Origin of the sequence: Pantoea sp. MHSD4, assembly GCF_021043305.1 — a bacterium.
Classification (GTDB): domain Bacteria; phylum Pseudomonadota; class Gammaproteobacteria; order Enterobacterales; family Enterobacteriaceae; genus Pantoea; species Pantoea eucalypti.
Genome location: NZ_JAJNDH010000004.1, coordinates 394432 through 417508 on the forward strand (window position 1 = coordinate 394432; position 23077 = coordinate 417508).

General features: G+C 50.8%; 15 protein-coding genes and 5 pseudogenes. 8 read left to right on the top strand and 12 right to left on the bottom strand.

The annotated features are described in order from the left end of the window. The first annotated feature begins 9 nt into the window (after positions 1-9). Complete coding sequence (locus LQK91_RS14915) at positions 10-411, top strand: winged helix-turn-helix transcriptional regulator (protein WP_008924809.1); 402 nt, start codon at positions 10-12, stop codon at positions 409-411. A gap of 442 nt (positions 412-853) precedes the next feature. Here LQK91_RS14915 and LQK91_RS14920 read toward each other — a convergent pair whose 3' ends face one another. Then, positions 854-1306, bottom strand: a complete 453-nt coding sequence (locus tag LQK91_RS14920) for a GNAT family N-acetyltransferase (RefSeq protein ID WP_105099635.1) — start codon at positions 1304-1306, stop codon at positions 854-856. A gap of 297 nt (positions 1307-1603) precedes the next feature. Here LQK91_RS14920 and LQK91_RS14925 point away from each other — a divergent pair, with 297 nt between their 5' ends. Then, on the top strand, positions 1604-3265 hold the full coding sequence (locus tag LQK91_RS14925; protein WP_105099634.1) for a methyl-accepting chemotaxis protein: 1662 nt from the start codon (positions 1604-1606) through the stop codon (positions 3263-3265). A 363-nt stretch (positions 3266-3628) separates the two neighbouring features. Here LQK91_RS14925 and arsC read toward each other — a convergent pair whose 3' ends face one another. From arsC to LQK91_RS14940, 3 genes are all read right to left on the bottom strand, one after another. After that, a complete protein-coding gene (arsC, locus tag LQK91_RS14930) occupies positions 3629-4030 on the bottom strand; it encodes an arsenate reductase (glutaredoxin) (protein ID WP_039661333.1) in 402 nt (133 codons plus the stop codon). Between the two features lie 48 nt (positions 4031-4078). Beyond that, positions 4079-5362 (bottom strand): arsenic transporter, encoded by a 1284-nt coding sequence (locus LQK91_RS14935; protein ID WP_105099633.1) that lies wholly within the window; start codon positions 5360-5362, stop codon positions 4079-4081. An 86-nt stretch (positions 5363-5448) separates the two neighbouring features. Next, the gene (locus LQK91_RS14940) at positions 5449-5802 is read right to left on the bottom strand and encodes a metalloregulator ArsR/SmtB family transcription factor (RefSeq protein ID WP_008924815.1); all 354 of its coding nucleotides are present in this window, start codon (positions 5800-5802) and stop codon (positions 5449-5451) included. A 485-nt stretch (positions 5803-6287) separates the two neighbouring features. On the opposite strand from LQK91_RS14940, the gene LQK91_RS14945 reads away from it, so the two are divergent. Continuing rightward, entirely contained in the window at positions 6288-7766 is a 1479-nt protein-coding gene (locus LQK91_RS14945) for a SulP family inorganic anion transporter (RefSeq protein WP_105099632.1), read from the top strand. A 59-nt stretch (positions 7767-7825) separates the two neighbouring features. On the opposite strand, the gene LQK91_RS14950 is transcribed toward LQK91_RS14945, so the two are convergent. Then, on the bottom strand, positions 7826-8746 hold the full coding sequence (locus tag LQK91_RS14950) for an AraC family transcriptional regulator (protein WP_105099631.1): 921 nt from the start codon (positions 8744-8746) through the stop codon (positions 7826-7828). Between the two features lie 105 nt (positions 8747-8851). Here LQK91_RS14950 and LQK91_RS14955 point away from each other — a divergent pair, with 105 nt between their 5' ends. From LQK91_RS14955 to LQK91_RS14965, 3 genes are all read left to right on the top strand, one after another. After that, on the top strand, positions 8852-9685 hold the full coding sequence (locus LQK91_RS14955; RefSeq protein ID WP_105099630.1) for an oxidoreductase: 834 nt from the start codon (positions 8852-8854) through the stop codon (positions 9683-9685). Positions 9686-10173: 488 nt separating this feature from the next. Continuing rightward, positions 10174-10533 carry a hypothetical protein gene (locus tag LQK91_RS14960; RefSeq protein WP_008924819.1) on the top strand — a complete coding sequence of 120 codons (360 nt, stop codon included), beginning with the start codon at positions 10174-10176 and terminating at the stop codon, positions 10531-10533. Between the two features lie 49 nt (positions 10534-10582). Further along, a complete protein-coding gene (locus tag LQK91_RS14965) occupies positions 10583-12640 on the top strand; it encodes a pyrroloquinoline quinone-dependent dehydrogenase (protein WP_255694450.1) in 2058 nt (685 codons plus the stop codon). A 758-nt stretch (positions 12641-13398) separates the two neighbouring features. Here LQK91_RS14965 and LQK91_RS14970 read toward each other — a convergent pair. From LQK91_RS14970 to LQK91_RS14990, 5 genes and pseudogenes are all read right to left on the bottom strand, one after another. Further along, positions 13399-14092: pseudogene (locus LQK91_RS14970) on the bottom strand (IS6 family transposase). A 46-nt stretch (positions 14093-14138) separates the two neighbouring features. Beyond that, on the bottom strand, positions 14139-15302 hold the full coding sequence (locus tag LQK91_RS14975; protein WP_105099629.1) for a PAS domain-containing protein: 1164 nt from the start codon (positions 15300-15302) through the stop codon (positions 14139-14141). A 374-nt stretch (positions 15303-15676) separates the two neighbouring features. Further along, entirely contained in the window at positions 15677-16810 is a 1134-nt protein-coding gene (locus tag LQK91_RS14980; RefSeq protein ID WP_105099628.1) for a glutathione-independent formaldehyde dehydrogenase, read from the bottom strand. Positions 16811-17135: 325 nt separating this feature from the next. After that, on the bottom strand, positions 17136-18794 hold the full coding sequence (gene eptB, locus LQK91_RS14985) for a kdo(2)-lipid A phosphoethanolamine 7''-transferase (RefSeq protein WP_105099627.1): 1659 nt from the start codon (positions 18792-18794) through the stop codon (positions 17136-17138). Between the two features lie 607 nt (positions 18795-19401). Continuing rightward, positions 19402-20645 (bottom strand): annotated as a pseudogene (locus LQK91_RS14990) (esterase-like activity of phytase family protein); the annotation flags it as partial. A 252-nt stretch (positions 20646-20897) separates the two neighbouring features. On the opposite strand from LQK91_RS14990, the pseudogene LQK91_RS14995 reads away from it, so the two are divergent. Then, positions 20898-21161 (top strand): annotated as a pseudogene (locus LQK91_RS14995) (RNase A-like domain-containing protein); the annotation flags it as partial. Between the two features lie 8 nt (positions 21162-21169). Further along, positions 21170-21508: a contact-dependent growth inhibition system immunity protein gene (locus LQK91_RS15000; RefSeq protein ID WP_105099626.1), complete on the top strand. Its 339-nt coding sequence runs from the start codon at positions 21170-21172 to the stop codon at positions 21506-21508. Positions 21509-21755: 247 nt separating this feature from the next. Here the strand turns inward: LQK91_RS15000 and LQK91_RS15005 are convergent. Together LQK91_RS15005 and LQK91_RS15010 are read right to left on the bottom strand one after the other, a co-directional pair. Then, positions 21756-22753 (bottom strand): annotated as a pseudogene (locus tag LQK91_RS15005) (phage portal protein). Between the two features lie 3 nt (positions 22754-22756). Then, positions 22757-23074, bottom strand: a pseudogene (locus LQK91_RS15010) (hypothetical protein); the annotation flags it as partial. Between the last annotated feature and the right edge of the window lie 3 nt (positions 23075-23077).

Sequence of the window (23077 nt, forward strand, 5' to 3'; positions counted from 1 at the left end):
GGAGGTGATATGGAGTCTGAACGGGAAGCACTGTTGCAATTTTCAAAGGAGTTTTGTGAAGAATTAAGCAACGATGATGAGGGACTGAAACGTGAGATCCTGGCGCATGCAGGTAATCGCTGGTCGCTGGGCGTGCTGCATATTCTTGGTACCAGCGGACCTCTTCGCTATGGTGAGTTACGCCGCTACCTTACGGATGTCACTCAAAGAATGCTGACGCGAACATTACGCCATCTGGAGCGGGACGGGCTTATATCCCGCTGTGATTACGAGGAAAAATTGCCCCGGGTGGTTTATGCGATTACCCATATGGGAAAAGAAATGCTTATGCGGATGTTACCTTTATGGTCCTGGATTATCACCTCCTCCAGCTATTTTCGGGTAGCAAGAGAACAGTACGACGGTGATTGAATGTTCAGGTGACAAACTGGCAGGCAGAGAACAGAGGACTTTATGAATGTTGAAACTCTAATCAAAGCAGACAGTTCAACATACTCTCTTTCAGAAAAAATGCCGATTGGCTAATCGCTATGAATATTGTCTTCATTAACATGATGCAGGATGCAGGATACCTCACTGCACAATAAATCAGCATAATGGTATTGCAGCCTACATTCTTAGCCTACAGGTCCGCTCTTCGCTCAAAGCTGCCAGTCAGTTCCTTTGATATCCTGAAGATTTTCCAGTCGCCGTTCTGCAAACCTGCTCAGAAACGCAGTGTGTCCAGGCGGCATGGATTTAATGTAATGTCTCTGATTTACGGTTTGATTACGCCAGGACTATACCCTGGCCGGCATTCCTGTAAAAAAGGTTCACTGGACAGAATATGTGGTCAATCCACAAGATGACTGTATTAACGCGCTGGGTCTCTGAGGCAGAGATGGTGGGTGACTTTTTCTATGCCAGTTAAAGCAACAAAGCCAGCTCGTTCATAAAAAATGAATGCCAATGGAGGAGCGTTTGTGTTGATAAAATCAAACCAGCGGTCAGAATCCTTAATTATCTCACTGAGCAGGGCACTGCCGATCTGCCTTTTTCTCCATCCTGAGTCTACATAGAGATGTCGCAGACGTCCGATGCCAGTTTCTGGGGTAAATGGATCGATGTTAAGTCCACAAACGCCAACCATTAATCCATCTATAGATGCCCCAATTAGTTTTTCTCCTGGTCTATCAAAGCGATTCTGTCCGCTAAGCCAGTTATCTTGCAGTCGGCGTAACATGTTAAATCCTTCAGCCATGCTCTGCGATCTTAACTCAGCAAATCCTGGGCTGTCCGGGGTAACGCTTGTGAGTTGGATGTCCATAATTCTTCCTGTGATTTCAATTTGCATGGTCTGGACAGAATCATAATTGTGTCCAGTATGACAATTGCACCCTCTCATGGCTAATGCCATCAATGTTCGCTTTGTGCCAGAAGCAGACGTTACTCCCTACCTGTATTTCTGTTCCCGAAAACGACTATGCCAGTCAAGACACTGCAATTCAGTTACCTGAAACATCAGTTTTTTTCTAATTAAGTTCATCTTTATGCCGATAGATATGCTGAATATTTTCAAATAGACAGCCCATATCATTAACCACTTAAAAAAGCAGGAATAAAGATGACAATTACACAGCGATTATTGCTCACCTTTTCACTTCTCTCTACCGCGCTGGTCGCGATGGTTATTGTGGCCGTCTTCGTTGCTGGCGGATTTCAGTCCCGCTTTCAGTATGTGCAGGAAAACACGGTTCCATCGCTTCTGGATCTGGGCAAACTGATTGACGACAGTAATACGCTAATTATCTGGCTGTACCGCCACCAGAGTGCAACAGAACCCCGGCGCCAGGCTGAAGTTGAAAAAAAAATTGATGAAACTATCAGCAATATCAAATCCATGAATCAGTTTTACCTCAGCAACGACATTTCCAATGAGGAAGACCGGCAGTTAACTGAGGATGCATTCTCTACCATAAAAAAAATTGACGCCTCACTTCCGGAGTTTCTTGCTGGCTCACGCGCACAGAATGACGCTGTTGCGCTAGGCGCGCTTCAAAGTAATGACGGCCTTGGCGAATGGGCACGCCAGTTGATTGCAGGATACAAGAAACAGCTTCAGCTTAATGTGGACATCAGTAAAGCCCTGAGAAAAGAGAACGACCGGAGTTATCAGGTGACACTCTGGAGCCTGATGGGTGGCTCCGCGCTGGCTATCACTATTCTTGCATTCTTTGCGTTGAAAACTATTTTCGCCATCCGTAGTCAGCTGAATGGTATGCGGAAGACCATGGAAACAGCCAGCGAGAAGCTTGACCTTACCCTCAGGGTGGACGAGTCACGCCGGGATGAAATCGGCATGACGGCGAAGGCCTTCAATCAGCTCATCGGCAATGTCTCAGCCTCGCTTTCAAAAGTAGAAGCTTCTGCTCAGTCGGTCAGCTCAGCCTCGGCGCAGATATCTGCCGGTAACGAAGATCTCTCATCCCGTACTGAGGAGCAGGCTGCCTCACTGGAGCAAACGGCTGCCAGTATGTCTGAGTTGAGTGAGACCGTCCGTCAGACCGCAGAAAACACGCGTCTTGCCAGCCAGCTGGCAAAAAATGCGCATGAAATCTCAGAGGACAGTGAAGGTCGTGTGCACACTCTGCTGTCAACAATGAGCGATATCCGGGGAAGCTCATCGAAAATCACCGATATCATTTCACTGATCGAGGGGATTGCTTTTCAGACCAATATTCTGGCCCTCAACGCCGCTGTAGAAGCTGCCCGTGCTGGTGAGCAGGGCCGTGGCTTTGCCGTCGTGGCCGGTGAAGTCCGCAATCTTGCGCAGCGTTCATCGTCTTCAGCGCGTGAAATCAAGGCGCTTATCGAATCGTCTATGGGCTTTGTTCAGGCTGGCTCAGCACAGGCAGAAGGTGTGGGCGAAAATATTGCCAGAATGAACGATGCCGTTCGTCAGGTTACTCATCTGGTCGATGAAATATCCGTGGCGGCCAGTGAGCAGTCTCAGGGGATCGGACAGGTTCATCAAGCCGTGGATCAGATGGACGATGTAACACAGCAAAACGCCGCGCTGGTTGAAGAGGCTTCTGCAGCCTCACGTTCGCTGATGGAGCAGGCGGCGTCACTTAACCAACTGGTTAATACTTTCACGCTCGCTTCATCGTCTGTCCCTGCGTCGCCATCACACAGCAATGTAAACCGCCCGGTACCGGCCGCACCCGTTTTGCGCACAGGTCCTGCCGTCGCGGCAGCAGGTGATCAGAACTGGCAAAGCTTTTGATGATTCAGCGCTTTAATCTGTTTTAATATTAATTCGTCTTGCAGAATTTGCGTTTTCTTCCAGGCTGAAATGTGCCACTTCACTGCTGGAGCTGGCGCCTGGAATAAAACTTGAACGACTTAACTGTTCAACCCGCTGAAGATGGCGGGTTTTTTATCATTAACTGAGAACCTTTCACAATTAAATTGAGAGTAACCAGCCGTTTTACGGTCAGGTTACCTTCGCGCTTTTATCCGCTGCGGATAACATCGCTCTCTGCGGCCCTGCCGTATCCGCTCTGATGCATGCCCACAAGGTATTCTCAGGTCTGCCTGAAGCGTAACCGAATCTGCCCACGTTGACGTTATCAGACGCGCTGATGTTTCACTGATTACTCCCACCCTCTTCTTTGGTAAACGGTCCCTGCTGCGGGTCCGGCAGAATCTCCAGAACCCCCTCCGACGGACGACAAAGCTTTGTGCCGAGCGGCGTCACCACCACCGGACGATTAATGAGGACAGGATGAGCCAGCATGGCATCAAGCAGTTCATCATCGCTGAACTTGTCCTCTGCCAGCCCCAGTTGCTCATACGGTTCCGTGTTTTTGCGCAGTAATTCGCGCACGCTTATTCCCATATCTGCAATCAGTTTTTGCAGCTCGTCGCGGGTCGGCGGCGTCTCCAGATACAGAATCACTAAAGGCTCTACACCACTGTTGCGGATAAACGCCAGGGTGTTACGAGACGTCCCACAGGCCGGGTTGTGATAAATAGTTATGTCAGTCATTAGCGATGTTCCTTTAAGACGGTGCGTGCACGCAGCGCCAGATTAAGGTTAAACAGAGAGACGCAGGGCCAGCGCGGCCAGCGTCACAAAAAGCACCGGCAGGGTCATGATAATGCCCACGCGAAAGTAATAGCCCCAGCTGACGCTGATGTTTTTCTGTGCCAGAACGTGCAGCCACAGCAGGGTTGCCAGGCTGCCAATCGGAGTGATTTTCGGGCCGAGGTCGCAGCCAATGATGTTGGCATATATCATCGCCTCCTTCACCACACCCTGAGCGGTGCTGCCGTCAATGGAGAGCGCTCCGACTAAGACCGTTGGCATGTTGTTCATCACTGATGACAAAAAGGCTGTGAGAAAACCGGTACCCATCGTCGCACCCCAGACGCCGTGCTCCGCAAACCGGTTCAGTGCAGCCGATAGGTAATCCGTGAGTCCGGCATTGCGCAGGCCATACACGACGAGGTACATGCCCAGCGAAAAGATGACTATCTGCCAGGGCGCACCTTTCAGCACTTTACCGGTATCAATAACCGCCCCTTTTCGGGCAACCAGCCAGAGGATAAATGCCGCCACCGCCGCAACCAGACTAACCGGCACGCCGAGCGGCTCCAGACCAAAAAAGCCGGCCAGCAGCAGGAGCAGAACCAGCCAGCCGGCTTTAAAGGTTCGCCTGTCACGAATGGCTTCCCGTGGACGCTTCAGCCTGGTCAGGTCATAGGTGACCGGAATCTCTTTGCGGAAAAACAGATGCAGCATTCCCAGCGTGGCGGCAACAGAGGCGATATTCACCGGAACCATGACGGACGCATACTCACTAAAGCCCAGCTTAAAGAAATCCGCCGTCACGATGTTGACCAGGTTCGAGACGATAAGCGGCAGGCTGGACGTGTCCGCGATAAAGCCGGCCGCTATAACAAATGCCAGCGTGGCAGCCGGACTGAAACCCAGCGCAAGCAGCATAGCGATGACGATGGGCGTCAGGATAAGTGCAGCACCGTCATTGGCAAACAGCGCCGCCACCGCCGCGCCCAGCAAAATAATGCAGGTGAACAGCAGTCTGCCTCTGCCGCCTCCCCAGCGGGAAACATGCAGAGCCGCCCACTCAAAAAAGCCAGACTCATCTAACAGCAGGCTGATGATGATGACCGCAATAAACGTGGCCGTGGCATTCCAGACAATCTGCCAGACAACCGGAATATCATCGATATGCACCACGCCGGTGAGCAGTGCCAGCGCAGCACCAATAACGGCGCTCCAGCCAATACTGAGCCCTTTCGGCTGCCAGATAACCAGTACCAGTGTCAGGATAAAAACTGCACCCGCCAGAAACATACACTCTCCTTTAATACTGCGCCTGTCATAACGGGCACAGCAATTCAAAATACATATGAAAAAACATATGTGTATGTATAAAATTTTTAAATGCAGACAGATTTGCCGTTAGTGGTCACGTTGTCCCGTTCAGCCTGCTTGCTGAGATCCAAAATGTCATCCCGCTGACAAAGATAAGCCTGTTCAATCACTGCTGCCGCCCAGGCGGGCATGTGAGGTGACAACCGGTAATGAATCCATTTGCCCTCTCGCCTGTCAATCAGCAGGCCTGTATCTCTGAGTAAAGCGAGATGCCGCGATATCTTGGGCTGGCTTTCTTTCAGTATAAGCGTCAGCTCGCACACACAGAGTTCGCCTTTTTCGCGCAAAAGCAGGACAAGGTTTAAACGCGTTTCGTCCGACAGCCCTTTGAAGAGCTGAAGAGGAGAAAGCTGGGGCATGATAGAGCTCCCGATAACAGGGGTAAAAAAACAGTGTGACTTTCTATCTCTGTGCCGTCAACACACATGCATCATTCCACATATATTGTTCAGCTGGTTTCACATATTACTGTGCTATGCCCCGGATGGCGCGTACCTGCATGCCCGTTTCTGCGGCTGTCACCGACACCCTTCTGCGCGCTCAAATGTTGACCTCACATCCCTTTCGTTTATAGTTGATTGCCTGTCCGGATAAGAACGGACATCACCGTCAGCGCAGCCTCCACCGTCTCTGCTGGCTAAATTCAGTCCTGCAGGCACCTTTTTGCCTTAAAGGAGAACTCAAAAATCATGCGTCTTACGCCACCCTGAGTCTTCACCCTCCCCTGTCGCACTGAGTAATCTCAGTCGCACACTCGAAAACATCCCGTCTGCGGATGTGCTTTTTTGTACCTGAAACTTTTTGCCCTCCCGGGCTGACTGTATTCAAAATCTGAGAAATTACTATGCTGCTGTCCTCGACGCGTAAGGACTGGCTGGGCAACGTCCGTGGTGACGTCCTTGCTGGTATTGTTGTCGCGCTCGCACTCATTCCAGAAGCGATCGCCTTTTCTATTATCGCTGGCGTAGATCCGCAGGTTGGACTCTACTCCGCATTCTGTATCCCCATCGTCATGGCTTTCTTTGGCGGCCGTCCGGCGATGATCTCTTCTTCAACCGGCGCAATGGCGCTGCTGATGGTCACGCTGGTTAAGGACCACGGGCTGCAGTATCTGCTTGCTGCCTCGGTAATGACCGGCATATTGCAGCTGCTCGCCGGCTACCTGAAACTCGGCAGCCTGATGCGCTTCGTATCCCGTTCGGTCGTGACCGGCTTCGTCAATGCGCTGGCGATACTGATCTTTATGGCACAACTGCCAGAGCTCACAAACGTCACCTGGCACGTCTATGCGCTCACCGCCGCAGGCCTGGCAATCATCTACCTCTTTCCCTACCTCAATAAAACCCTTCCCTCCCCGCTGGTCTGCATCGTGGTGCTGACCGCCATCTCCATGTGGCTGCATTTAGATGTGCGCACCGTAGGCGACATGGGCAAGCTGCCGGATAGCCTGCCGGTGTTCCTTATCCCGGACATTCCACTGAACATGGATACGTTGCTGATAATCCTGCCTTACTCCGCCGGCCTTGCCGTTGTAGGGCTGCTGGAATCCATGATGACCGCCACTATTGTGGACGATATGACCGACACCCCGAGCGATAAAAACCGCGAGTGCAAGGCGCAGGGTATTGCCAACGTCTGTACGGCATTTATTGGCGGCATGGCGGGCTGCGCCATGATTGGTCAGTCAGTGATTAACGTGAAGTCGGGTGGACGGGGGCGGCTTTCCACTCTCACGGCCGGCGTGGTGCTACTGTTGATGGTGATCTTCCTGCGCGATTGGGTGTCTCAGATACCCATGGCGGCGCTGGTTGCGGTGATGATTATGGTTTCCATCGGCACCTTCTCATGGCGATCAATTACGAACCTGCGGACCCATCCGGTTTCAACCAGCATCGTAATGCTGGCGACCGTTGTCGTGGTGGTGGCAACCCACAATCTTGCGTTTGGTGTGCTGACCGGCGTGCTGATTGCGTCACTGAACTTTGCCACAAAAGTGGCCCATTTTATGACAGTCAGGTCGTCACTGGAGGGTGATACCCGAACCTACACAGTGACAGGCCAGGTCTTTTTTGCCTCAGCAGATCGTTTTACCCGCCACTTTGATTTTCAGGAAACTCAGGAAAGAGTGGTGATTGACGTAACGTTCGCGCATTTCTGGGACATTACGTCGATCAACGCGCTGGACCGCATCGTGATTAAATTCCGCCGCGAGGGTGCCAAAGTGGAAATCCGGGGCATGAACGACGCAACCCGCACGCTCATTGACCGTTTTGGTGTGCATGACAAACCTGAAGAGGTTGAACGGATAATGGGTGGCCATTAATACACATGAGATCACTGGCGTGCCAATCCGCACGCCCTATTCCGCGAAACTGAGAAAGCTTAATGCGATGAAATGAATACCGACGCTGGCTGCGGAGGCGGGACAACAAAATGACGCTGCATACGTTTTATCTCCTCTGCTGGCGGCAAGCCAAACAGGCGTTTGAACTCGCGATTAAATTGCGACGGGCTTTCATAACCAACGGCATAACTCGCGGCGGCCGCGGTGATCTGCTGGCGTACCATCAGCATGCGCGCCTGATGCAGGCGTATCGATTTCACATACTGCATCGGCGGCATCCGGGTTATCGCTTTAAAATGATGATGGAACGTCGGTACGCTCATTCCCGTCTCCATCGCCAGTTGTGTCAGCGTTAACGGCTCCGCGTAAGTGGCATGGATGCGCTGTAACGCTTTGCCGATTTTGCCAAACTGGCCCTGTAAGGCCAGCGCGGCACGCATTGCGTTGCCCTGTACGCCTGTCAGCACGCGAAAATAGAGTTCACGAAGGCCTGCAGGACCCAGGATCTCCGCCTCAAGCGGATCATTCAGGACTTCGAGCAAGCGCAGCACAGCCGTTTTTACCCTGTCATCCATCATGCTCGACATCATGCTTTGCGGCACTGCCGAGGGATGCGGGGTGCCATGCTTCTCAATCTGCAGCATCAGTTCAGCGGCAAGCTGAAAGTCCAGATGCAGATACATCGCCAGTAACGGATGTTCTGCCGACGCGTCGGTTTCCATCACAAAGGGTACGGGCACTGAAACCGCCAGATAGTGCTGCTCATCATATAGATAAGTCTGCTGACCGAAATAACCGCATTTACTGCCCTGGCAGACGATCACAATGCCCGGATCGTAAAGGACAGGCGTTCTCCTAAGCGGTCGGTCGGAGCGCAAAATGCGCACATCGGGTAAGGCAGTGAGGTTGTATCCCTCCTGCACCGCAAGTGTTTTCACCAGAGAAATGATTCCTGACATCCCGCCACCTCATAAAATCAGGCAAGAAAAAGAGAAGATACGGCCTAAGAATGCGGCGATACTGAGAATACCATGCAACCTTCACACTGTATGGGAGTTCTTTTTATGACATCTGCAAAAACCATTTTAATCACCGGCGTCAGCAGTGGCTTTGGTCTCGCGCTGGCACGGGAAGCACTTGCCGCAGGCCATCAAGTCATCGGTACTGTGCGCAACCGCGAAGCCCGACAGGCTTTTGAGGCGCTCGATGCACAGCGCGCCTTTGGACGACTGCTTGATGTCACGGACGTTGAGCGTATTGATAAAGTAGTCAATGAGATTGAGTCCGACGTCGGGCCCATTGAGGTCCTGGTAAATAATGCCGGTTATGGCCATGAGGGCATTCTGGAAGAATCACCGCTCGCTGAGATGCGACGGCAGTTTGACGTGAATGTGTTTGGCGCAGTCGCGATGATCAAAGCTGTCCTGCCGGGAATGCGCCATCGGCGCCGTGGACACATCATTAATATCACCTCAATGGGCAGTTTCATTACCCTGCCCGGCATAAGCTATTACTGTGGCAGCAAATTTGCACTGGCAGGAATATCGGAGACATTAAGCAAAGAGCTGGCACCCTTTAATATACATGTGACTGCCGTGGCGCCCGGCTCGTTTCGCACGGATTGGGCCGGGCGTTCAATGGTGCGCAGCGACCGCAGTATCCCGGACTATGACGCTTTATTCGACCCCATTCGTCAGGCACGTCAGGAAAAAAGTGGTAAGCAACCCGGTGATCCCGTCAAGGCTGCTCACGCCATCCTGACATTGATTAACAGTCAGAATCCACCCAGGCATTTGTTATTAGGCAGTGATGCATTAACGTTAGTACGGCAGGATCTCGCTGCATTAGGTCGGGAAATAGATCAATGGGAAAACCTCACCCGCTCAACGGATGGGTAAACCGTTACTGATACAAAGCGTTCCCTGAATAATGATGGCCGCTCGCACCAGCGGCCATTTCACTCCGGCGCTTTACTGATCTTTATGCTGCCCTTTATTTAAGATGTCATGCGCCTGCACGTCCTGTATTTGGGCACAGCGATGTCTTAATTATCCGTTGCATAACATCATTTCTCCTGTCGAAATAAAACACTGCTGGCTGCATTAACTGATTACGACTGTGGTGATGAGCATAGTTTTCATATACGCCTTCTCAAGACGCGCAATTCCGCGTCGATACCCGTACTCTCTGACCGCTTTGGGCTGAAAGACAGAAGAACGGGGAAAACAGTTGGGCGCTCACCTTCCGACAGGAGGTTTAGTGACCAATAATCGTTGTGTGGATTGCGTGAATAGTTCCCTTTACCGGGTTCAGGAAAAATAATCCGCAAAATTACGTCAGTGCGCCATATTTAATGACTGATCGAATTCAAAAAGGATTTACCGGTATGATGCACTCTCAACCTTCCCGCCTGGGCGGCTTACTCATGCTACTCGCCGCCGTGATTGGCTTCGCGGTCGCTTTGTATGCGTGGCTCACACCACTGACCGGCGTGACTGGCACCATCGGAGCGCTGGGTGTGGCTATTGCCAGCGTAGTACTGGCGTTGCTGACGTTTCTTTTGCGTGGCGCATCCAGGCGTGGTGCGCGCATTACGTTAATGGTGCTGACTTTACTCCTGTTGATCGGTATCGGTTTTGCTGCTGCGCTGCTGCATCAGTACATCATTACCGCAGCGATGGTGATCGGCCTGATTGGCCTGATTACACTTAACAATCACTCCGCCCGCCATCGCGTCAACGCCTGAGGAACCCCCTGTGCAAAACAATCACTATTCTCCACTCATGAAAGTCAGTATGACGGCACTGGCGCTGCTGCTTGCGCCGCTCACTCTCCATGCGCAGGATAAAGCCGCAGAAGCCTCAATGGGCGCGCGCGAAAAAGTCGATGCTGAGGCGGCCAATCAACAGTCGCCAGGCACGACAAAAACGACTGATGAAGCATCAAGCGGTACGCATAGTGCAGAAAATGTCGTCTCTGCGGATAATCCCGCCACCCCATTGGTTCCCGCCTCTGCCACCTGGGATAGCTTTCATGGTCAGCTGAATGCGCAGAAATACAGTCCTCTTAAACAGATTACCGCTGACAACGTCAGCAAACTGAAGAAAGTCTGGGAGTTTCATACCGGCGATGTCTCCGATGGTAAAGGCGATACACCCGCTACCGTCTGGTCAGCAACACCCATTTTTGCCAATCAGACACTCTATATCGGTACACCGTTTGATCGCCTGATCGCGCTTGACCCAGGCACAGGTAAAGAGAAGTGGCACTATGACACTAAATCATCCCGTAAAGCGCTGACTCAGCCGGTTCTGAAAAACCGTGGCGTCTCCTACTGGCAGGCTAAAAATCCGGTTGCCGGCCAGGCCTGTCAGAAGATCGTCTACATGGGAACCGTGGATGGCAAACTTTTTGCGCTGGATGCGGATTCCGGTAAGCCGTGCAGCGATTTTGCGGAAAATGGCATATTAGATCTTAATCAGTGGAACACTGTGAATGCCAAATACCCGCTGTCGGTGCTACAGCCACCCACGGTTGTCGGTAACCATCTTCTGATTGGCTGGGCAGGTAAAGACTGGGCCTATGCTGAAGCCCCTCCAGGCACCGTTTTTGCCGTCAACGCGCAGACCGGCAAACGTGAATGGACATTTGAAGCCATTCCGGCGGAGGTTCGCAAACGCACCGGTACGGCTAACGTCTGGACCCATATGTCTGCCGATGAAGCGCACGGTCTGGTCTATCTGCCTGTCTCGTCGCCGTCTCCTAACTACTGGGGCGGTAACCGCACCGCGCCTATTCCACTAGGTACTTCGACCACGGCACTGGATATTAATACCGGTAAAGTTGTCTGGTCCCGCCAGTGGGTACATCACGATGTGTGGGATTACGACATCAACTCTGCGCCAACGCTGATGGATATCACCGTCAACGGTAAACAGATCCCGGCACTGATTCAGGCCACCAAGCAGGGCTTTTTGTTTGTGGTTAACCGTCTGACCGGCGAGGATGTCTGGCCGATTGAAGAGCGACCGGTGCCTCAGGGTGATGGATCCGTAGAGGGTGAAGTGCTCTCGCCAACCCAGCCATTCCCAACCAAACCTGCGCCGCTGCTCGATCAGTCGAAAAAACCAGCGATCTGGAAACTGGCGGATGTGGTGGGTGCCGGTCAGTGTTCACGACTGTGGGATAAGCTGACCTATGAGGGTATGTATACGCCGCCAACGACCAAAGGCGAAGGTGCACTGACCTACCCGGACAGTGCCGGTGGCGTACAGTGGGGCGGCGTGGCGTTCGATCCACAAAAACAGATTGCTATCGTTAACACCTCTCACATTGTGCAGTATGTGAAACTTTACAGCCGCAAAGATTATGAAAAAGCGGATAACGGTTCCGGCAATGAAAGCGGTTTTGCCCCTCAGGAAGGCGCGCCCTACGGCCTGCGCCTGATGGTTGCAAACAACTGGCTGGGTATGCCGTGCTGGCAGCCGCCATTTGGTGAAATCGTCGCAATTGATATGCACACCGGTGACGTGAAATGGCGTCGTCCTGTTGGCGCATCACAGCAGTATGGCTTCTTTATGCCAGAAAGCTGGGGCTCCCCGACGATTGGCGGCCCGGCTGTAACGGCAGGTGGCGTCATTTTCATCGGTGCTTCAATGGATGCAAAAGTTCGCGCCTACTCTGTTGAGAGCGGCGAAGAATTATGGTCCGATCAGGCAGAAGCCCCTGCGGTAGCTAACCCATCGGTCTACGAGTACAAAGGCCGTCAGTATGTGGCGTTTGTCGCGGGTGGTAATACCATCCTGAAAGATCAGGTGGGTGATCAGGTGGTGGTTTACGCCCTGCCTGAATAACAGACGCCGAAGAAACGCTAAGTAGCATGGGGCCTCAGGGCCCCATTTTTTTTCGTCCAGGCATCACGTGCCTGTTAAAACCAGACCATTTAACTGCGTTTTGGCCGTAATCCTGTGAAATTTTTACAAGCCTTGTTGACTGATGAGGTGCAGTTCATTTGACCGATTAAAGCACCCCGTTAGCTTTGTTACTGCGCCAGCTTAACCAACCCCGCTTTAGCATGCTTTTTAACCAGCTCTGTAATGGACGATGACGCAATGTTGTCGATCAGGGCTCTGAAATGCACCATTACTCCTGGCCTCGCGGCGCAATTCCTTCCATAAGTGTGTGATGCCTGTCAGTAAGGTTGATATCAGTGATGGCGCATCTGCTCCTCACTTATTGCGAACAGGGTCTGTTGCCCTGTCAGCTTGATCGATGACTTCTGAAATAGACGGCAACTCTTCTATCGTTCCGGATTGAAGAAGCGATCAGATTCCCATGCATAGGCTGTGCACCACTTAAGTGAAAACAGAGAGTCTATCTGCTGGCCGCTGCAACGCAGCCAGCTGAGCCTGCTAGTTACCGTTGGGATACGCGGGCCGGGCTCGCGGAGCGATCCGAGCCGGATAAGCCGGGTACACAGTGCTGCCCCGATAGTCAGGCAGGCGACCATTATGAGAAGCGAAATGAGAAAGGCATGGGTAATGGCTGCGCCGCTGTGACGGCTCTGTCGCATTAGCGTAGACAAGTCAGCAAAAGTGGCATTGCCGATTTATTAAACAGCCAACAGATAAAATTGCTCTGCCGGTGACAATTCACTGTTGGCTGAATGATGAAATTGCCCCTTGCGTATCATGTGCATTAACTCAATGCCAGCCAGTATCGTCTGCGCTCGCCAAATGATTTGAATACCAGCATGGGCCGTATCCGGCGCTTGATATTTCGGTGATCCTGTTCCACCAGTTGTTCAGGTGCTTACTCTGTCTGACCCTGATGCTTCCATCTGCTGGTTTACCGGCGTTGAGTATGGTCAACGCTGCCGTATTGGCGCCACTTTTATCAATGGTCACAACCTCCGGTTCACCGTGGTGGCGCATGGCCTTGCGGAAAAAACGTAGTGCTGCCGCTGCATCCCGTTTAGCCGTCAGCAGAAAGTCGATGGTCTGACCATCAGTGTCAACTGCCCGGTACAGGTATTTCCACTCACCTTTAACTTTTACGGAGGTTTCATCCATCCGCCATCGACGACCCACTGTGCGTTTACATCTGCGAAACGCCCTGTCCAGCCGGGGTACCATGCGGATGACCCAGCGGTGAAGTGTGGAGTGATCAACAATAATACCCCGCTCAGCCATCATCTCTTCGAGGTTGCGCAGGCTGAGTGAGTACGCCAGATACCAGCGGACACACTGCGCGATAATATCAACGGGATAATGGAGGCGTCGGAAAGATTTTTGGATCAAGGACATATTCGGCAACATTACAAAAAAAAACAGCATGTTACCTGACGGCTCCTTAATGCGACAGAGCCTCCAGCCGGACCTGCAGGCGGCTAATGTTTTCGGTTATCTCAGCGGTTCTGTCCGCCAGTTCGCGAATTTCACTGGCAATAACGGAAAAGCCCCGCCCCTGTACGCCTGCTCTTGCGGCCTCAATGCTGGCGTTCAATGAGATGAGTTTGATCTGAGCAGCGATATTTGCATTTTCGGAGACCAAATCAGCAATTTCACTGACAGACGCTGCAGCCTCATGTCTTCGTTGACGTTCATGCTCAGCCTGAGCTTCCCGGTCTTTCAGTGTCTGGATATCAATCAGGGCCCCGACCGCCCGCAAAGGTACGCCGTCTTTGTCGCGTCGGGTCTGACCGCGGGCCCGGAACCATCGGTAATTGCCGTTTTTGAGTTTGACGCGGTAGTCAACGTCATAACCTGTTGCGCCTGAATGATCGTTAAGGTGTTTTATAAAGGCATCCAGCGTGTGATGGCTGTCGTCCGGGTGAAGACGCGAAGCCCAGCTGTCAATCACATCAGGAAACTCTTCAACAGTTTCGAATCCGAGCAGTTTCCTGAACTGTGGAGACCACCAGAACACATTTTTCGGATGTAAAGGGTCACCATTAATAATCTGAAGATCCCAGAGGCCGTCATTCAGCATTTCACGCGACAGGTTAAAACGGGTCATGGCAATGTCGTATTCACTTTCGTGCGCAACATCATCGTTAATGTTCAGCAACATTCCAGTCAGTCTTTGACTCTGGCTGTCCGGGCTGCGCTCACGTTTTACCGCCACCTGAAACCACTCATAACTTCCGTCCGCTGTCATAAAACGGCATTTTTGCTTTACGTCGGGAGAAACAGGGGCCTGCGGGTTTCGTAAAAGATGCCTGAAATGGCTTTTATCTTCTTCATGAACAAGGGAACAGAGCGCTGAGAGCGTCGTGGTATTACTGCTTCCGCGTGACAAAGCTAACGGCGCTGCCGATGAAATCCATAGCGGCGTGCTGTCGTTAATGTCTTTACCCTCACATATCCATAATACTTCTGGCACCAGGCCCAAAAAACTGTCCAGACGTTCGGGTAGCTGACTACGTGGCTGAAACTCTTCAATTAACACTTCAGGCACTGTGGATGAAATGACCTCTGCTGCGGAGGGTGATTTTCTGAATAATTTACCTAACATAACGGCTCCCGGTGAGAAAAAATAAATGGCAGTCATGTTATCGGCCCGATCACAGCTTATATAAGCGAGGTAAATCTTTAAATTTTCTATTGTTTAATGTAGCGGCATTTTGTGCAGATGATTTCATGAAAGGCCTGCCCCTTCTCCCGGTTTTGAGGTGCCCGTCTCTTTTAAAGTAGAAAACAGAAGCATTACAGGGCTACATGACATGATGTGATGTGATGACAAAGAACAGAACGGAATGCCTGTTTAATAAGTGGCTGACAAGAGGCAGGGTGGCTTGCTGAAACAGAGCAAAATAATGACGGGATACGCAATGGTATCCCGTCGGCACTTCAGCATTTCTACGATTTTTCCTTACCGGCCAACCTATGTTATGGCTTCAGGATAACCTTCGTCCATCCTTCATCGCGGTCGTCAAAGTGCTTATATCCCGCAGGCGCTTCTTCAAGCGAAAGACGGTGTGAGATTATATCTCCCGGGCTGGCTTTACCTTGATGAATCAGGCGTGACAACTGACGATTATAGGCTTTGACATTAGCCTGACCGGTGCGGATTGCCTGTCCTTTAAACCAGAAACTCCCGAAATCAAAGGGCATCTTACCTTCTTTAGCAAGGTCCGAAGAAGCTCCCGGATCCTGAGGAACAAATACGCCAACAACACCGATTCCCCCGGTTGCTTTCGTTGACGCAACGAGACTGTTCATGGTGACTGAATTGTCTTCATGGCCATGTTTGTTACAGCACTGATAACCCACACATTCACAGCCACAGTCGGTGCCACGCCCGTCCGTCAGGTCGAGAATTTTCTGCACGGCCTCATCACCAACAGCATTGATGGCCGTTGCCCCCAGTTTTTCTGCCAGCGCTAAACGGTCTTTATGTGTATCCACAACGAATACCTGTGAAGCACCTTTTATGATGGCTGAGTGTGCAGCCATCAAACCCACCGGCCCCGCGCCATAAATGGCAACGCTTTCGCCGGGCTTTAATCCGGCAAGTTCTGTTGCATGCCAGCCGGTAGGGAAAATGTCCGAGAGCATCACATAGTCATCTTCTTTCTCTGCTGCGTCAGGCGGAAGCACGAGGCAGTTAAAATCTGCAAAAGGAACCCGAAGCAGTTCCGCCTGACCGCCTTCCCAGGAGCCCATTTCAGCAAACCCATAGGCCGCTCCCGCTGTACCTGGATTGGCGGTAAGGCAATATCCCGTCAGACCTTTTTCACAATTCTCGCAAAAACCGCATCCGATATTGAATGGCAGACAGACATAGTCACCGACCTTAATACGCTCAACACCCGAGCCAATTTCAACCACCTCACCCATGTTTTCGTGCCCCAGAATACGTCCCTGCTCAAAGCTGGTCCGGCCCTCATACATGTGCAGGTCAGACCCACAGATGTTAGTGGTGGTAATGCGGACAAGGACATCTGTAGGACGAACAATTTTCGCATCAGGGACATCTTTAACTTTTACATCATAGGGACCGTTGTAAATTACTGCTTTCATGATCTTCTCCTGCTTGCGTCCGGATGTGGACTCTCTTCCGGCCGGGTGATTGTCAACTAAGCTTAGCTGCCATGGCTGATAACGCGATCGGCAGCACAGTAATCGGGATATTTCCTGGCTGGCTATGTTGAGGCGTGCTGATGCGGGGATGACGGACAAAGGCAGTCTGAGAAAGATGACGCTTTCAAATCTTTGTTGAGTCGGCGATCACTGGCAGTATTAACAGTGTGAGCCCAGGCAAAAAAAAGGTGAAATGAAATAATTCAGTTCACCTTTTCGTAATGATTTCATTTTTAGTCAGATCGCATAAGCGCTGACCACCCTTTTACTGCGAATGGGAACACCAGTTTCTTAACGGATTAATACCGCCATCAGGTGATGTAAACCCAGAGCAACCTAAAATGCTGTCAAATAGCTTTTCATGAAACACCGGTATTTTTTTGTCCTGCAATTGTCTTAATTTTTCAAAAGAGGCGTTGTTATCTTTATCCTCAAGGAATTTGTCAGAGGCCCAGACCATCACAGGAATAGTGCGCTGAGCTAAGGGTGCATGATCGCGCGGTGTACCATGGAAATGCATATTCTCAGAAATCGACTCGCCGTGGTCTGATGCGTAAAAAACGATGGCATTTTTATCCCTCAGGGTGTCCAGTGTCTGTTTAATAAAGTAGTCCATATATAGCAGACTATTATCATAGGAATTCACCATCTCCTGTGTACTGCAGGCATCATCGATCCCCTGACATTCAGGTTTAAAACGTGCAAATTCACGCGGATAACGCTCTGTATACATGTAGTGTGAGCCTTTCGTATGCAGAATGACGATATGTTTTCCTTTGGGATGCTGTTGTATTGAATCCTTTAATTCACTCACCAGAGCCATATCATCCACCGGCTGACCGGTGTGACGTTTCTCGGCCTGAATAGATTCCCTGAGCGAGTAACTGTCCGCCATGACCTTGTTATAAAACCATGCCTCACTTTGCATGGAGTATAAGTCTTCAGTAAAACCTTGCTTTTTCATTACCGTAAATACGTTCATCTCTTTTAAGGTGCGCTGTGGTGCTTCGGATGCGCCTCCCATTCTGACAAACATGCAGCGGAGCGAGAGCTTGGTCGAGGTATCGCATGAGTAACCCTGCAGGTGAACCAGATTTTTTTCACGATCGAGATAAGGCGTATTATCGCGGGCATAACCGTATAACCCCATATGGTCACGCCGTGCGCTCTCACCAATAATGAACACAATATATAAATCATCTGATTTTTTGGGTGTAACATATCGGAAATGTTCGGAAGGATCGAAAAGATTATGATTATCTTCAGCCTGACTGAGCGAACTGTATGCCAGCAATCCGATGCCTGACAACCAGTTAGATGGAGAATAAGTACCTGCAACAATGCCGCCATAACTCGCCATCATTCGATTGGTTTTTTTATCCTGTTCGTTCTGAAGTTTTCCCATGACATTTAAGGGCAGCCAGAAGCATAAAGCGGCGATGAAAAATACAGCACTTCTGCAATACCAGTCGCGCTTTTTTGTATTTTTTGAAGCAGGAAGCGTACGCGTTCCGCGCCAGACTGCCCACAGGGGCGGGATGCTAACTAAGATTAACCAGATAATAAAATGCCATCCAACAGACTCTTTTGAAAGATCTAAGGAGTCAGTTGCTAAAACGGCAGCAATAATGCCATAACCAATATCAACGTTATAAAATATCATGTAGTAACTGGCAGCACTTGAAAAAATAACAAGTAACGTCAGGAGTACGCGTGTCAGAATTTTTCCTGTCAGGGAAATCAGCAGCGTTAATGACATGACAAAAAAGAAGGCAGCTATAACTTCGAAAGTTAACGCAAGTTTATTATCAAAATGCAGTTGATTATAACGGCGGATAAAAACAGGCGTGTTTAATAAGACACCAATATAAAAAGAAATGAATGCTGGCATGTAAAATTGCTTTAGCCACTGCCTTTGAAACATTATGATGCACCTCGTCCTTAAATTCTTAAAATCAGTCAGTTACCCACTGGTCCTGAGACGACAGATTAAAGAAAGGGTTCAAATATGCGACATTTTTAGTTACGTTATAATGTAACAATAAATAATAGCCATCAAGATCACAGTTCAACTAAATGAAAAATAACGTTATTTCCAGAATGGCAATTGCAGGCATTACCCTTTTGAAAACCTCTGAACGAATGTCGTTTTCAAAATTTTTCATCTTCATACGCTGATAAGCGGGGGATACATAACGAAGGAAGCATCATTAACAGGAGAAATTGAGATGACTAAATGCACGATCAGCAGACGACCACTTTTCTGATGCCATCAGGTTCACAGATGGCCGTAGTGCGCTCGCAATTGCAAGTTACTCTGTTTCGGCCAGGCGCACAGAACTCACCCATGAAGATTAACGCCGCAAAGCATCAGAGAAACATTTGAATGGTAAGAAATGACTAGCGGACTGCCACAACTTGTGACAAAACGGCCGGAAAATATCTGTCGGTGTTAAAATCGGGCTGTTACATCCGGCTCTTTTACAGCAGGTGATGCAATTAAGGAACACAGCCCGGGTTAGGGATATCGTTTATTTAAGCGGTTCCGCTAGTGTTACGATCCACAACTCGCTATCCACCTCAGGTTTCTTCAGCGGCTTCAGGCCGATTGTCGTGGCCACCGGCTTATCATCTACCGTCAGTGTCCCCTGATCCGTCACCCGATAATCTTTGCGCTTCTTGCCTTCAACCGGATTTTGCATGACTGCTTTCACACCGAAGTCGTTATCATTCGTGACCGCCAGCATTCTATTATCGATCAATGCCAGTCCTTCGGCCTTTTCCTGCTGCCAGCCGAGTTGACGTAAATCGACCACCAGCGATTTCGCTGCGAGCTTAATACCGCGCTGCGCCAGCGTTTTCTTGTCGTCGAACTCCGGATAGTCGCCAGGCTTATCAAATGCTGAAAGCTCGGTAGCCGGACGCAAATCTACCTTGTAGACAAGGTTACGCATCGCGTCATTTTTGTTGGTGCCTTGCTCTATCAGCAGAAGATGCTGATTGTCGATTGCCACGATATCGCCAATTTTTGCATCACTGTTTTTACTGTAAGCCTCGCCGTCGATAGGGTAACCATACATCGCGGTTTTTCCGGTCGCCGGATCGAAGCTAACCAGCCGTGTAAAGCGCGCCTGCTTTTTACTTTTACCGTCGATATCCAGCGTGCTCTGCACCGCAGCGATGATTCGCCCATCTGGCATGCGGGTGATTCCCTCAAAACCACGATTAGGCTGACGCCATTTGAGTATGTTCGGCAGTCCGCCCGCGATGGATTTTTCACCGTCTGCTGCCTGAGGGCCATGCATCGCCAGAATTTTACCGTGCTCATCAACGTTAATCAGGAACGGGCCATACTCATCGCACAGCCAGTATCCGCCCTTCCCATCCGGCGCAATGCCTTCTATATCCAGACCGCGGTTATCTCCCTGCAGCACTTTCAGCGTATCGCTTAATGCGATTTTATTGGTTGCTCCGATGACGCCATCCTGCAACGGCAATCCGTTTACGTTGCCCTTATCGTCATGCAACGGTCGGGCATCCGTGGCTTCGGCTTTGCCGTTCTGTACACGAGTATTCATCAGCAATAGGGCGAAATCTGGCATGACAAAAATTTTTGACTCTTTCTTACCCCTATCAGGCGAGTCGGCATTCGGTCCGCGATCGGTGATGGTCGCAAAGGTCAGCGCATCCCCTGCCTGCCGGTAAAAAGCAAACCTGAGCCGATACCCACCGGCAAACCCTGGGGAAACGCGCTGGCGAAGGCGCCGTAGTAGCTGAAATTGCGGCGGGTGAGTTAGGGGCGGATTATGCAACAGCTTACAAAGTAGGGGTAACCGTTGATCTTGCCGTACCCTTTATTTTCGCCTCAGCCGCGGGTGCTGCAAGAGTTGCTTCGGTGTATTCTGGCCGTATCAGGCTGACTGAGCATGAGGGCGGAGTGCTGGGACATACGATTGCGCGTCACGTAGGAAGGACACCGGAACAACTGATAGCCCGTTTTTCATAAACCCGCGCGCCCCATGTATCTAGTAGCTTCAAAAATCTCAGGCAGGCAGAGCTGGTCATATCTGAAGTGCTATCTGTTAAAAGAACACAGATTGAGTATGCTTTGAAGTATTCACATGCACGCACGACGCTTGTTTATGCGCACAAGTTCAATTTTCCGATCGGTACATACATTGAGCGGGGGGCGACAGAGGTTAAGAAAGCCTATGGTGTCCGAATAGTCATCAGGCCCACGACTTTCAATGGTAAGCAATATTATCTTGTTACTGCGTTTCCTACGCCATAAGGAGTTATATGGATACTGATATGACTAAATCTTGCGAGATGGATAATCTCGTTGTGGCGTATTATGGTCAGGATTGTGATATTTTCGACCCTGATTGTGATTTTGATAACCTGCTAAATGAATATCTTGCCACTTCCAACCCTTTCAATCTGAGAATGCTACTGGCTAATATTCAGGATTTTGAACAGGAATCTGATGGCCTAAAGGTTTTTTCCGAGCGGTACAGGTATGACTTTGCACCGGACAGATGGGATATGACAGCAGCGCAATGGCTCAGTATCGTTAAGGAAAGAGTGATCGAACACCTTCACGCTAACGGCCATTCCTCAGAGTTGTCGAAGTTTTGAGTGATCTCAGCGCGCTTTAGCCATGTGCATGTCTATGCTGCATGAATCCGCATGATCCCACAAAGATCGTTTACCCTTCAGCCCGACAGTACTGGCGGGCTTTTGTTTGTGTCATGCAGGTGCATGAAAACCACTCCATAAAGCGGGCAGGCGTGGCGGGGCTACAAGCGCGCGCTTAGAAGTAAAATAGAGCTTTCCATCTAGTAAATATCAGAATAGAAAAAAGCCGCTAACTGCGGCTTTTAATCTAATCAAGGGTGTATTTGTTAAATTTAATTATATCATCATCAATCCATTCATTTAATTCTTCAAAACGTTTTTGCAATGGCATGAGTTCATTACGCACAAACACTTTGCTTGCCTTTTCCACGTCACCGAACCCGCCCGTGTTGCTGGGGATAATCCCCATCAGCTGAGGTGGAACCCGATGCACGGCCAGCATGTCGTCACGGCTCACGTTTTTGATGTTCAGAAATTCATCCTTCGCCGCCACCTCAGACAGCGGGATGATCTGGATGCCGTTTTTTTCCCGTTCGGGCTGTACATAAACAGGTTACGGAAGTTGCCAGGGCCCTTTGCGCTTTTCATGGCACCGCGGATGTTGTCCACGTCCTGCTGGCTCTGCGCCGGGTCAGTCATGTACATGATGAACCCCGCATGGCTGCCGTTAAGGTAATACTTGCGGCGGAACAGTGTAGCCGACTCATTCAGCAGCGCCGACGGGATAGCCGACAGGTAGCCCGGTAGACCGTAAATCTCCTGATTAATGTCCGGCTCCATCAGGTGAAACACGCTGCCCTTCTCAAATTCATACGTCTCCGTGTTAATGCCATAGTGCGCATACCAGTACGTGTCCAGGTCGAGTCCGCGCCGGGTGAACTTCGCCAGCGACGGTTCCAGCTTCAGCACGCTGCCTAGGCGGCTGGTCCGCTTCTCCAGGTAGGCATTACCGAAAATCAAATAATCCAGCGCAAAGTGGCTAAACGCCTGCTGACTCAGCAGCCGATGTGGGATAAAGGTACTCGCCAGAATATTGCACTTTACGCTGATGGGTGAGCTGTGAAGCACGGCGGCGCGGAACGCGCGCGCCAGCCCGTCAACGCTGACAGGCAGTTCATACCAGCGATCATTGATAACGCACTCCAGGTAGTCCAGCAGTTCGCGGCGGTCCAGTACCGGGTTCGGGTCGCCAAAGGTAAAAGCCTCCGACGCTGCCCCGCTGGTCATGTTATCCGGCCGCGGCATGGGCTACGAGCGGATGCGGTTACTGCGTTTGCTCATCAGTAAATTTCCACAATGTTCTGCATTCTGCGTGTGTGCCGCCTGTCCCTGCAGCGGCTCGTTTGCCAGCGCGTGCATGGTCGCCCAGGCTAAATCGCCGTGGCTGACTCCTTCGCTGCGGCTGGCGTCAAACTCCAGCCGCCCGCTGGCGATGGTGTCGTAACCCTTCAGCACCAGGGTGTTCTTAACATTTGGGTTATAGACAAACTCCTTCACCTGCGGGAAAAATGCTTTGACGTTCTCATATACACCCAGCCCAACGCCGGTGAAGTCTATGCCGATATAGAT